Source organism: Chamaesiphon sp. OTE_75_metabat_556, from assembly GCF_031378165.1.
Classification (GTDB): domain Bacteria; phylum Cyanobacteriota; class Cyanobacteriia; order Cyanobacteriales; family Chamaesiphonaceae; genus Chamaesiphon.
Window position 1 is genome coordinate 1 of the sequence record NZ_JANNDR010000248.1, and the last position, 13,302, is coordinate 13,302.

Here is a 13,302-nt window from a genome sequence, read left to right on the forward strand (position 1 = left end):
GCTTTACTCAGATGGGCACCAACTAAATTGGAACCACTCAAGTGAGCATTAATTAAAGTGGTACCAATCAGGTACGCATCAGTTAAGTCAGCACCAGTTAAGTCAGCACCATTCAGATTAGCACCACTCAGATTAGCACCACTCAGATTGACACTAATTAGGTTGGTACCACTTAAATTAGCATTCATCAAATCATAACCACTTAAATCAGCACAATTCAGATTAGCACTACTCAGATTGATACCACTTAAATCAACATTACTTAAATTAGCACAACGCAGATTAGCTTTACTCAAATCAGCACCACTCAAATCAGCACCACTCAAATTGGCATTACTTAAATCAGCACCACTTAGATCGGCACCACTCAAATTGGCATTACTTAAATCTGAATGTCTCAGATCGGCATTATTTAGATTTGAATGCCTCAGATCGGCATGTCTTAAATCAACACCAATTAGTTTATTATTACCACTCAAGTTCGCACGAATTAAAGCAGCCTGAATCAGGATAAAACTTCTTGATATGAAGTTTATTCTCTTAAAGCTAAGTTGTTTTGTATCAGTTTTGTTGTTAGTAAAAGGATAGATAAATTGTTGAGATTCATTCAAGTTATCACCTTTCGTATTTTGTAAAAGCTGCTCGTATTCTGTTATCTCTTGCTTGAGTTGGCGGATAGTCAAATTAAAACTATTCCGCCAACCGATAATCTGCCGAGGGTGGAGGTTAGGATCTTGGGGATCGAGAGCTGCTAGTTGCTGCTCAAATTCTTTCAGTTTAGCGAGCGTAGTTTGGTACTGAAGTTCGTTTTCAATCATGACGGCTTTCCTAGCTGTATTATCACTTCTTGCGGATCTAGCACGATTACGCCTTTTGGTCTTCCCTGGCGATCTGTTTGAAAAAAACCTTCGTAGCTAGGTGGATCGAATAAGGTTCCGCCAAATACTTCCATCTGAGATTCCACATCTTCCAAAAATAGCGAATCAAGAATATCTAGATTTAGTCCGAAGCTTTCATACCAGCCGTCAAAATCATTGGGATGTTCTTTATCGGTTACGAAACTACCACCAATTAGAATTCGCCTACAACCTGCGATGGCTAGTTTACGCGAGGCAGCAGCTAAACCCGTTGCCAATCTTAACCTCTGGGGATTAGTAGCGAATCTATCCATCATTTCCATCCATGATACTTCATATATCCCTGGTGGTAGATAACCAAGCTCATTAAATGGCGGAATGGGCATCGGGGGAAACGAACACGACGAGAACAGCCTATTTTCCTACGGTAACACGACGGGTAGTGTTTCTAACTCCGAATAATTAACGAATATCTTCATGGATACTTAGTATGTCCGTATGCCACGCAAAAGGGGTAGGGGCAATTCCTAAATTGCCCCTACCCCTTTTGATGGGAATTTGGTATGTCTTACAGTTCTTCGGAGGGATTGGATTGACCGATAATTGGTGCGAGGAAAGCTACTAATACACCGATCGCAAATCCCGCACAATTACGAAATAGAGGTAGCCACTCTGAAGTCCTCGTGATTACTGGTGCGACACCAAAAGCGAGAAATAAAATCCCCCATAGTGGTGAAAAAATCAATGCCCATTGCCAAGCAAAACCTTCACCAGGCTTGCGATATTGTCCGGCAAAACCACAGATCACCCCACCGATAATTGAACTGGTTAGAGTCAATATCCACTGCTCTTTTGGTAGACCTGGGACGACGTTACAGCCGCCTCTAACCAAGCAGGTTTTGACTGCTTCGAGGGAGTCGGTGATGGCACTATCTTCGCCATTTTCACGCACGTAATACATGTTCCCAAATCTAGTTTGCAGCTCGATCCAGAAAGTTCTGGGCATCAATTTATAGACATCATCACCGACGCGAAAATTGAGCGTATTCCCACCGCGAGAATCGGAAACAACTAGGACGCTTTTCTCATCTAGGTTCCAATATTTGCGGACTGCACGTCCAGGGGTACGATCGTATTGTGTCAGGATTCTCAGTTTCCAGCCAGTGTCAGCTTCAAATTTGTCGATCTCTTTGACAAGGTTTTCTTCTTGAATCGGGGTGAAGGTTTTCGCCAGATCGATGATGGGGGTTTGTTCGGTGGGCAGGAGATCGGGATTATCAAAAGCTTGCGCGGCTGGGGCGATCGACCACACGGATATACTTAAGATGATGGCAATTGCAGATCCGAGCAGGCGACGTAATATCATTTTTGACGAAGGCATGTGCTACTAAAGTCAGTTTAATCGATGCAAGGACAAGCAAGAGAGCGGCATTAACCAGAGCCGATTTTGCGGTTGTCTCGATCGATCGAAATTAATCTATTATTAATTTACTTTACAATACTTTACGAGCGAATGGGGCGATCGGCGAAAGTTAGAATAACATCCCATTTTCCCAACTCTCCACAAGATTACTAGCCTCGATTTGTCGATAACTTGAGATCGAACTCAGTTTCAAAAATTGGCTTCTTATAATCCAAGCTCCAACATTCGAGGACGCAGGCATCTAAAGGATCGGTGGGGAAAAATGTCAGATGGCATTCACGAGTGGTCAGATCGCAATTGAGGCAGACATCTTTAATCGCGCCAATTCTGCGTCTGTCGAGAGCAACGGCGACCCGTAAAATCGCACTGAGTTGCGAGACGATCGATTTTTGCTCTTTGGTCAGGTTTTGTAAATTCTGATGTTTCTTCTTCGGCGCGCTTTTGCGATGGTAGCGGGCGATGTTGGCAATGACGTCGATTTCGGCTTCGGTATATCCGAGCAGCTCCCCGTACCGAATCAGATAGTAAGAATGCTTGTGATGAGCGTCGTGACTGACAAAGTGACCACTATTGTGGAGGATGGCTGCGCTCCAGAGTAAATTGCGAATTGACTTGTCCCAGGTGTGTAACTGTCCGAAGGTTTGGTCGAATAGACTCAATGCTAGCTCGGCGACGCGCTCGGAGTGAGGGAGATCGACACCATATTTGCCAGCGATTTTGAGCGTACTGCGCTCGCGGATCGAACCTTGATACTTCAGGCGATCTTCAATCAAACCTTGGGTGAGCATCCAATCGACAATTACCCCCTCGCGGAGGCTGCGTTCGCACACAGATAGCGATTGCATTCCCAGCATCGTCATCGCCTCTTGGAGCACGACCGCGCCAGCGACGATAATTTCGGCACGACGATCGGATATTCCTTCGATCGAGATCCGCTCGGCAACTGTCATCCGCCGCAGCCGATTGATGAGATTGCGCAATTCGGCAATCTGGATCTTGAAGCCATGAATCCGATCGGGAACATGGCCATTTTTGTCTAGATTGAGGACGGCGGCGATCGTTTCGATCGTTCCCGCTGTACCGACCATTTTGGGAGTTTCACCAAGTCGGAGATTGGCTTTGATTTCATCGATCGGGCGTTCCAATTGTCCCCGCACGAAGGCTTGCAAGTAGCTTAAAGAGCGATCGTTAATGGGATTAGTCGGGATAAATTCGGCTGTTAGCCGCACGGCACCGATTTTGGTACTACTGAGGGTGCGCGGTTCGTGGCTATCGCCCAAAATTAATTCCGTCGAGCCGCCACCAATATCGATCATCAGATGGGGGGTATTATTGAACTCGACCCCCGATAAGACGCCTAGATAAATCCGCCGTGCTTCCTCTTGTCCCGAAATGATATTCACCGCCAAACCTAATTCGGTCTCGATCTCGCGGACGAATTCATGTCCGTTGGGGGCTTCGCGGACGGCACTGGTCGCTACAGCCAAGATCTGGCTGACGTTAAGGCTTTTGGCGACTTCCTGACAGCGTTTGAGCGCGCCTTTGGCGCGATCGATCGCGGCTGGGGTGAGATTGCCGGTGAGGGGGTCGCGATCTCCCAAGCGGACTGTTTCTTTCTCGCGGGCGATGATACTAAATGCGGGTAGGCTGGCAACGATCCGCACGACAACCATATGTACCGAGTTGGTGCCAATATCGATCGCGGCAATAATTGGGTCGGTGGATCGATCTCCATTGATCGTGCTTGAAGACTCTACGACCACATTTACCATAGGGATTTATAGCCAGATGAGAGGGTTTAGATCGTGACCGGTCGCTCGATCGGGTGGTACTGAATTTTGACAACCATCCAAACAATACCAATCAGCTCTAATTTACATTGATGTTGTAGATCGAAACAAGCTTACAGCGATCGCTTTTGTAAGCGATTGCCATGCAAAATTTATACCACTCGGAACAGTCCAGTTTGACTATTTTTAGTTATATTTTCCAACGAAATGCACCCTACGATCTACCCTTTACCCCCTAAATCGCTCCCAATGATTTGAGCGTATTCATCTGAGCCTTGGTCAAGCCTTCAATCCCAGCGATGCTCATACCTTCATAGGGACGTTGGGCGCGGTAAGTCGAGAGGATGCGACCATCAGCCACATCCCAGCACCGAATGGTTTCATCTTCACTGGCACTAGCCAAAAACCGACCGCAGCGACTAACCGCCACCGACCAGACCCAGCCGTGGTGTCCGGCGAAGGTATCGACACACAATCCGGTTTCCAGCGACCAGATTTTGATGGTGAAATCAGAAGCACCACTATAGAGCCACTTACCATCGGGACTATATGCTAGCGATAAAATCCAGCCAGTATGTCCGGTCAATTGATGGCAAAGTTGGCCGGTATCGATATTCCAGAGCAAAATTTTACTATCCATACCACCACTAGCGAGGATCGTACCACCAGGATCGAAGGCTAGGGCGATCGCGCGATTGGTATGGGAGAGAATTCCTAAGGGCGTATCGTCGTGGAGATTCCAGAGCCGGACGGTGAGATCCTCGCTGGCACTAGCAATCAGATCGCGACTGGGATGATAAGCCAAACTGCCAATCCGATCGGTATGCCCCATGCGAATCTGCAAGCAGCACCAGCTCTGAGTATCCCAAATCCGGATACTGCGATCACTGCCAGCACTCACCACATACCGACCGTCAGGACTGTAAACTAGGGCTAAAATTTCGCCGGGATGTCCGCGCAGAATCTGGCTGCAAGCCAAAGTGTGGGCATCCCAAATTCTAATCGTGCGGTCGTTGCTACCGCTGGCAAAAGTCTCGCCTTGCGGATCGTAGGCCACAATGGTGGTCGATTTGGTATGTCCGGCTAGTTGGTGGAGACAGATTTGTTCGGTCGCACACCACACGCGAATCTGGGCATCGCGACTGGCCGTAATCAACTGTTGGTTATCTGGACTCCAGGCAATCGATCGAAACCAATTGGTATAACCATTGAGTGCCTGCAAGCATTTACCATCACTCACTTGCCACACTCGAATCGTCCGATCTTCGCCACCGCTGGCAATTTGGTAGCCGTGGGGATGAAAAGCTACCGCCCACAACCGATCGCTATGTCCTTCTAAGTTATGCAGGCAGCAACCATCACTCGCGCGCCAAATCCGCAACAAACCACCGACACCCGCACTGGCAATTTGCGTACCATCTGGGCTAAACACAGCCGACCAAATCTCATCGCCATGTTCGGAGATCGTCAACCGACAGGCCGAATCGATCGACTCAGAGGTATCCCACAGGCGCAGACTGCCATCGAGACTGCCGCTGAGGATGGTTTTACCATCGAGACTATAATCGAGCGTTGTCACCCAGTTTTCATGCTCCTGCCAGATGCGATCGCAGCCACCTGTCGCCACATCCCAGACCATGACAGTGCCATCCGCGCTACCGCTAGCTAATTTGTGTCCGTGGGGGTGAAAACAGACATCCATCGACCAGTTTTGATGTCCGACAAATTGCCGTTCGCAGCATCCGGTTTTGAGATGCCAGTAGTAGATGAGATTATCCGTGCTCCCACTGGCGAGATAGCCACCATCGGGACTAAAACTCAAGCCCAAACTATGAATACCCTCGCCGAGGATTTGCAAACAAGTGCCATCTTGCAAATCCCAGAGTCTAATTGTCCGATCGTCGCTAGAACTAGCCAGATACCGACCATCGGGACTAAACTCGATCGCCCGCACCCAATTGGTATGTCCCGAACAAGTCAGCAAACATTGCCCATCTGGCACCGACCACAGCCGAATTTCGCCACTGCTATCGCTAGCTGCGAGGATCTGGCCATCGGGACTATAAGCGATCGCCAAAATGCTACTAAACGTCTGTGTAAAAGCGCAATCGCGCATCTGGGCATTGGTAAAGTTGACTCGTACCAGGTTGGCATCGACTAAGTATGCCTGCCAAACGACCAACTCCGAGCAATCAAGATCGGTCAAATCGAGCTTGAGATAGTTCAGTAAATTGAGAATATTGCCAGCGAGGTATCCTGGCTGGAGTGGGCGGGTAACTCGCCAATCGGCCAAAATCTGCCGCAACCGCCCGCCGATTTGGTGGGAATTACCAATACTGGTGCGAAGTTTATCGATCGTCGGTCGGATGATCGTCCGCAGTTGTGCCTGTCGGAGATACTCTTTGGCAGTGGCTTGGGCGATCGGCTGCATATCGAGTAAGAACGGTTGCTGTCGCTCGATTTCAGTACAGATGCTACTGACAAATCGCCCCGTGACGTATTCCATCACCATCGGTTGGAGCGACCAGTGTCGCTGAGTGCGATCGATCTGTCCGGGTAGATTGGCGATAATACTTCTCCGGCGTAAGGACTGTAAGACCGTCAGTAAAGATGAGTGCCGCGCGCGCGGTTGAGCTGCTGACGATCTCGATCGATCGTTGCCGGGATGATTCCAAGCCGGATGCAGCGATCCTTCCAAATCCAAGATCGACATAGGTTCCCGACCGATCGCCAGCCAGTACATCACCTGTTGTTCCTCAGCAGTTAAGCGATCCCACTGCTGTTCGAGCAAAATCTGAATATCTGCAAACCCCAAATTGCTCGATCGTAAATAGGGGAAAATTTCACTTACATCCCCGTCGGCGACTTCTTGGACTGCTGCCGCAATCAGTTGAAATGCCAGCGGATTGCCGCCGCAATAGCGATCGATTTCCACCCATTCTGCTGGGGAAATCGGTTCGCAGCCGCGATCGGCAAAAATCCGTTGTCCGGCGACTGCATCCAATCCCGGCAAAATTAAGGTTCTGACTTTGGCATTAACGCCTTCTAATTGGCTGATTTCTGTCGGTTTTTCTCGACTGGTGAGCAGCAGACAACTCTGATGATTCGTCCGCCCTAATGTACTAAACAGATCGCCATAGTCAGCATATCCGGCGCGATACTGTCCGACTTGCGCCCCTGCCTGAAAGATCGATTCGCAATTATCGAGGACGATCAGACAGCGATATTGCTGACAGATTTCTAATAACAATTCGAGTTGTCCGGCTACCGTCTTGGGCATGAGTTCCAATTGTCGCATTCTCCGCTCGCCGCGACGTTCGGTGAGCAGGAGTGTCGCCGAACGCTCCCGACTCAGTGCCAATCCTGGCGAGATCGTAACCATCCGAATTAGCTCTGGCAGTAATTCTTTCAGTGGTGGGGCATTGAGCAAACTCCGCCACAAGATACAACAAAATCGATCGGGATCGGGATCGGGATCGGGCTGTGCTGTCGGATCGGTGGGATCGAGCTGAATTTGCGCTTGTAACTGTTGCACCAACTCGACAGCGATCGTCGTTTTGCCCATGCCGCCCATGCCCAAAATCGCTACTAAGCGGCACCGATCTCTGGTAATCCAACGCTCTAATTGACTGCGCTCTAATTCGCGCCCATAAAAGGTCGAAATGTCCATCGCTTCGCTCCAGTCAATTACCGGCCGACTGAGTTGCGGCTCTACTCCCAACCGCTCGTCGATCCTGGCTGCCACCGCTTCAATGACTTGACGAAAATTAACTTTGGAGACTTTGCTTTGGGTGGCGATCGATAACATCCGCCACAGTTGAGCACCTACTCCTTTGATGTAGGTTCGATCGTATCCGGCTATTTCGGCCAGATGGCGATAAGACTGACCTTGCCAAGCAGCTCTAAATACCAGTTCTTGAGGTGGATTGAGATATTTTGGGGCTAGGAGTTCCTTGACGATCGCCTCAGCACGATCTAATTCCATCAGTATTTTCTCCTCGACAATTCTGATGTTACTAATACTTACCATCGTCGATTATTATGCACAGATCCGACATATTGTCTAGCTTACTACCAGTAGGGATTGAGGTATGTCGGTTGGCGATCGACACCAGTATAACGTCATTTGGAAACGAGCAAATACTGACTACTACAACTAAATTTTTAGCGCGCCAAAACTACTCTGAGTCCACAGCCCGCCACGCGACTGCTCGGAGCCAAGCTCCCCCGGACGGCACTCCGACAGCCTCGCGCGACGTAGTCCCAAGCCCCGCCGCGCATCACCCGCTTGGGATCGCTGGGCGCGTCGCTAGTCCTCCACACACTGCCATCGAATGGTGCATTCTGATAACTCGGTCGATACTCATCCAAACACCATTCCCAGACATTGCCATGCATGTCATACAATCCAAACTGATTGGGGGGAAAGCTGCCAACAGGCGTAGCTCGTTCTCTGTTTTCACCTGTCGGTGCGCCAGCATAGGGAAAATCGCCGTTGTAATTAACTACCTCAGTGGTAATCGTCTCCCCAAAATGAAAGGCTGTCTGCGTTCCCGCACGGCAAGCATATTCCCACTGTGCTTCACTGGGCAAAGTATAATGATCGCCAGTTTGTTGAGACAATTGGGTGCAAAACTTGATCGCCTCATCCCAACTAACCCGCTCGATCGGATAATCTGCACCTAGCCCAAATCCAGCATCTGCGCCCATTAGCGATCGATATTGCGCCTGAGTAATCGGATATTTACTCATGAAAAATGATGGTACCGTAACTCGATGCACTGGCCGTTCGTCGGGATGATGTCGATCGTCACCCATCATAAATTCACCGCCAGGAATTGCTACCAGATCCAACGCGACGCCTTCACTCAAACTGACAGTAAAATATTCAGCCATTCCTGTTTGTCGATCAACAATCTCCCCATAACCATCGACACAAACGGTTTCAAAAGTACAGGTTTGAAGGTTGGGAACAGAAGACATAGTTTAGTTTCTAACAGAATCGATCGACTAGATCCAAGTATGCCACGGGGTCGGCGATCTCTCCCAGCCCAAACTCAATCCCTGGCGGAGCCTACCGGAGATAATCGACTTTTGAAGCCTTCATGATGAGTACGATTCCCATTGCCAAAAACCATAGTTGTAAGACACTCACTGAGATTGAGATAAACGCGCCTAAATCTACCCCGAATAACCTGGCTAATTGAATGCCCAGTAAAGTTGCTGACACCAGCCCCAAAAATCCCAACCAGCGAGGTAATACTCTAGTTTGCAAAATTCTTAACGACACGATCGCCAGCCACAGTCCTGCAAATAAGCTCACCCCCAAGACTTCACCTACCGACCCCGCATAGTCATTGAGCGCGCGATAGACGACTGCGATCGATTCGCGAGTGCCACTAGATATATTTGGATCGGTGTAAAGTGTCGCTAGCGCAGGCATTGCCACTAGCCACCGCATAATCCCCAGACAACGAGCGGCAGTCGAAGCAATGCCAAACCCATTCGCGATGCGCAGCCAAACTGAATCGGTTTCATCATTATTACTCAGCACCCGAATCGTCAAATTGGCAACAACCCAAAACAGCATCGAGTAAACCAAATAAACGAGATAGCCAAACCTCACGGCTGAACTATTTTCGACCAATAGCGGTAGAATTTTATCCGCTGGATAGCTCAAACTTTTCGGCCAGCTAATTGCACTGCCCAACACCGAGAGCGGGACAAAAATCAGCAGACTTTCAGCAACTAGCAACCAGCCAGCGATCGTATACAAAGACTTTTGGGGGGATATCATAAAACTTCATAAACATTCCTAAGAATATATTAACATTCTTAGGAATGTTGTCAAGCAGATCCCCGGCCTGCGCGTGCTAAGATTGGGCAGCAATTCCAAATTCAAACTTATTTAGACATCTTGTAGGGGCAGGTTTATGCTAGGAAGCCTTGATTTGTACCAATAAGTGTTAAACCAACCTGCCCAACCCCACCAGAAACGATCGATCGGTGGTGGAGAATCGGTAAAATATTTTGAATTTGGAATTGCTGAAGATTGGGGCGATTGGGATATGATAGACAGGTAAATCCTTTACCCTGTAGACATTTGCCAGGTTTATCGTTGGCGAAGCCTTCGTCTTGCGAAATCGCTAAACAGCTATGAATTGTCACGAACCCGAAAAACTCAGGCAAATTTTGATTTGGATTGGGGTGGCAAACCAGTTAATGACCACCCGATTCGATCGATTGATGAATGAGAGCAACTTGCCATTGCCACAATTTACGATGCTAAACCGCTTTAGCCGCGACCCACAGCAGCGTTACACCATCACGCAACTGGCCTCAGCATTTCAGGCAAATCAACCTGCGATGAGTAAAACGGTGCAGCATTTATTGGAAAAGGGCTATTTGGAGTTCCAAGTTAGTCAGGAAGATAAACGCGTAAAATTTCACTCGATTACAGCCGCAGGTTTGGCTGCACACCAACAAGCGATCGCCTGCATCGAGCCTGATGCCCAGCTCATCTTTGCCGAATGGAGTTCCGAGGACATTGAGATGTTACACAAGTCCCTGTTTCGCTTAAAGAATTGGCTAGACGATCGTCGAGATACAATAGCCTAATTGAAGATAGCTTCAAGCTTACTCAGCTTGCATCTGCGACATTGCCGTCACAAATCGATCGGCAATAAATGGCAAGATCTGACGATTTTGACTATTGGCTGCGCCTTCGGTAAATACAATCAGTAAATATGGTTGCTTGTCCGCGAGTTCGATATACGCCGCATCATGACGTACCTGAGACGTCCAGCCAGCTTTCGACCAAATTTGACTTTCTGCTGGCAAACCTGCGCCGAGAAAGCCATTTACCTGGTTCTCTTCGCCCGGATCGGGTGTGGCTTGAGCTAGCTTTAGATCGCGGTGGAGGAGTTGCATCATCTGACTCGATCGATCGCCGCTGACAGCAGCACCCCCGACAATACTATGCATCAGTCTCGCCACGGCATCTGTCGTCACCATGTTCCGGTTTTCCCGCATTTCACCGACGAAAGCCCGTTCCCGTCCGTAGGGGCCATCGCTCCACGTTTTTTGATTGACATTCACAGGGTCTAGTTCCGACCAGCCCAGCGATTGATAATAGCGGTTGACGAAGTTGCGCTGTGATTTCCAGGATTCAAATGGCCCAGCAGACAATTCGGGGCCGCTGGTAGTACCCGTGAGGGTATCGACGACTAGACTAGTCGCATCATTGCTAGAGTCAATTATCATATCCCGCACTGCTCGATCGAGTTCGCTCGATGCCGATGCCATCCCTTGCTCCAGCCATTCATGCATCGCTAGCAAATAAAATAATTTGGCGATACTGGCGGGATAAATCCGATCGTTCCCGCGATAGTTAAAGCCTCTGACCGGATATTTCCAGAGTTCGTCGGCGGTGATTGCACCGCCAGTATTGACTGGAATTGGGGCATCATAGACTAGCCAGGTGAGTGCAACCTGTTCGCGTTCCAAGGTCGGAAATTTTTGCCAAGTATCTGCCAAAGCGGCTTCGGCTAGAGTGGTGAGTTGGGGATTCGATTGATAAAAAGGCATGGGTGTGGGAGTGGGGGACGGGCAGACGGGGAATGGGATTTGGTTTGGTCTAAAAATGCTGAAATCCTGACTGTCGGTTTAAACAAATTGTGGCACCTCCAGCGAGATCGTCGATTAATACAATATCTGACGATCGAACGACCTGACCGATAATTGCCGCACTTTTACCGATGTTCTTCACTAATTCTAGGGCAACTGGTTCGGGCATCGACAATACTAGTTCAAAGTCTTCACCGCCATATAAAGCGGAATCTAAGGATGTCTCTGGAAAAACTTGGGATAAAGCTGGGGAGATCGGCAGGGTCGATCGATTTAGCACTGCACCGACGCCGCTAGCCTGACAAATTTGGACGATCGCATCTGCTAATCCATCGCTACTATCCATCCCGCTGATCATAAATGGTTGACTCGCATTCGCACGCAATCGATCGATGATTGGCAACACATCCAATCTAGGTTGCGGTCGTTGATGGGTGGTAATTAAAGCTTGCTGTTGCGCTGTAAAATCTGTTTGCCCCACTTTGGCATCGAGCAGTAGTTGCAAACCAGCATGAGAGTCGCCATGATAACCCGTCACCACGATCGCATCGCCAATTTGGGCAGTCGATCGAGCGATAATGCGATCGGGTTGCACTGCCCCTAATGCCGTAATCGCTACAGTCGTCACACTCGATCGAGTCAAGTCTCCACCGATAATCCCCGTTCCATATCGCTCCAAACATGCCTGCATTCCCGCGTAAAGCTGCTCTAACCAGATGACATGTAATATCGGGGGTAAACTTAACCCCACAGTGATTCCCAAAGGTGTCGCGCCCATTGCGGCCAGATCTGATAAATTGGCGGCAACCGATCGCCAACCGACATCAAATGCCGTCGTCGTGCGATCGCTAAAATGCACGCCATCTACCAGCACATCAGTAGTGACGACTAACTCACAACCTGCTGGTGGATGAACGATCGCGCCATCATCACCGATCGTCTTGGGCAGACAATAGGGTGCGATTAATTGCAATAATCCGCGTTCACCCAAATCGCTAATTAGCATTGTAGGGATGAGTTGATAGGGGCATGTGAATCGAGCAGAACGGAAAAATTAACCATCCTCGACGATCGTTCCCTGATGATACAAGATCTTCCAACCACTGTTGGTATATTGCCAGAGGGTCGATCTCCGCGTCACTCGCGCTGTTTGGATGAGAGTATACGTCAGCAAATAAGTATCTGGCGCGATCGCTCGGCAGTAGAAATCTCTAGTCTGCCAAGTGTTTTCTGGAGCAGAGTGAATGCCTTGATATCCTGAATCCTCATATCGCCTGACAACTTCTGCCAATACATAATCCCGACCATAGCGGCGACCGGAAGCACCAACCTCCCAAAATGCAGCATCCGTCATGTTCTCAAAATCCTGGCGGGTCGTACCAAATTCAGGATGATGAAAAATCGGTTCGCGTTGCATCAGCTCGTGCAAAACGTCCGCATATTGAAGCTCTGTAACGAATTCAGGCGGACAATCTAGATACTCATTCACATCCGCAGATCTGTCCTCAATCTCCTTCTCTTTGTCCGTCATCTTCCCTCTGCGCCCTTTGCGGCAGCCGCTAACAACCTCACCCAAACGTTAAAAAACCTTTGCGTTCTTTGCGTT

General features: G+C 49.0%; 12 protein-coding genes. 1 reads left to right on the top strand and 11 read right to left on the bottom strand.

The window, feature by feature from the left end:
* From RMO27_RS10135 to RMO27_RS10170, 8 genes are all read right to left on the bottom strand, one after another.
* A partial coding sequence (locus RMO27_RS10135; RefSeq protein WP_309731982.1) for a pentapeptide repeat-containing protein occupies window positions 1-818 on the bottom strand: 818 nt, incomplete at its 3' end.
* A complete protein-coding gene (locus RMO27_RS10140) occupies window positions 815-1,243 on the bottom strand; it encodes a DUF6932 family protein (RefSeq protein WP_309731984.1) in 429 nt (142 codons plus the stop codon). The genes RMO27_RS10135 and RMO27_RS10140, both read right to left, overlap by 4 nt.
* A gap of 182 nt (window positions 1,244-1,425) precedes the next feature.
* The gene (locus tag RMO27_RS10145; RefSeq protein WP_309731985.1) at window positions 1,426-2,238 is read right to left on the bottom strand and encodes a TPM domain-containing protein; all 813 of its coding nucleotides are present in this window, start codon (window positions 2,236-2,238) and stop codon (window positions 1,426-1,428) included.
* A gap of 191 nt (window positions 2,239-2,429) precedes the next feature.
* Window positions 2,430-4,052, bottom strand: coding sequence for a Ppx/GppA phosphatase family protein (locus tag RMO27_RS10150; protein ID WP_309731987.1), 1,623 nt, complete (start codon window positions 4,050-4,052; stop codon window positions 2,430-2,432).
* A 253-nt stretch (window positions 4,053-4,305) separates the two neighbouring features.
* On the bottom strand, window positions 4,306-8,055 hold the full coding sequence (locus RMO27_RS10155; protein WP_309731989.1) for a hypothetical protein: 3,750 nt from the start codon (window positions 8,053-8,055) through the stop codon (window positions 4,306-4,308).
* A 179-nt stretch (window positions 8,056-8,234) separates the two neighbouring features.
* Window positions 8,235-9,053 (bottom strand): formylglycine-generating enzyme family protein, encoded by an 819-nt coding sequence (locus RMO27_RS10160; protein WP_309731992.1) that lies wholly within the window; start codon window positions 9,051-9,053, stop codon window positions 8,235-8,237.
* 91 nt (window positions 9,054-9,144) lie between these two features.
* Window positions 9,145-9,867, bottom strand: a complete 723-nt coding sequence (locus RMO27_RS10165) for a DUF4386 domain-containing protein (protein ID WP_309731994.1) — start codon at window positions 9,865-9,867, stop codon at window positions 9,145-9,147.
* 134 nt (window positions 9,868-10,001) lie between these two features.
* Window positions 10,002-10,238, bottom strand: a complete 237-nt coding sequence (locus tag RMO27_RS10170) for a hypothetical protein (protein ID WP_309731997.1) — start codon at window positions 10,236-10,238, stop codon at window positions 10,002-10,004.
* On the opposite strand from RMO27_RS10170, the gene RMO27_RS10175 reads away from it, so the two are divergent.
* Window positions 10,227-10,688, top strand: coding sequence for a MarR family winged helix-turn-helix transcriptional regulator (locus tag RMO27_RS10175; RefSeq protein WP_309731999.1), 462 nt, complete (start codon window positions 10,227-10,229; stop codon window positions 10,686-10,688). The two genes, RMO27_RS10170 and RMO27_RS10175, sit on opposite strands and share 12 nt — an antisense overlap.
* An 18-nt stretch (window positions 10,689-10,706) precedes the next feature.
* On the opposite strand, the gene RMO27_RS10180 is transcribed toward RMO27_RS10175, so the two are convergent.
* Genes RMO27_RS10180 through RMO27_RS10190 form a run of 3 tightly spaced genes read right to left on the bottom strand, consistent with a single transcriptional unit; the run spans window position 10,707 to window position 13,113 of the window.
* Window positions 10,707-11,657: a serine hydrolase gene (locus RMO27_RS10180; protein WP_309732000.1), complete on the bottom strand. Its 951-nt coding sequence runs from the start codon at window positions 11,655-11,657 to the stop codon at window positions 10,707-10,709.
* Between the two features lie 49 nt (window positions 11,658-11,706).
* Window positions 11,707-12,702, bottom strand: coding sequence for a thiamine-phosphate kinase (gene thiL, locus RMO27_RS10185; protein ID WP_309732002.1), 996 nt, complete (start codon window positions 12,700-12,702; stop codon window positions 11,707-11,709).
* 48 nt (window positions 12,703-12,750) lie between these two features.
* Entirely contained in the window at window positions 12,751-13,113 is a 363-nt protein-coding gene (locus RMO27_RS10190) for a DUF4440 domain-containing protein (RefSeq protein ID WP_396133659.1), read from the bottom strand.
* Window positions 13,114-13,302 lie beyond the last annotated feature (189 nt).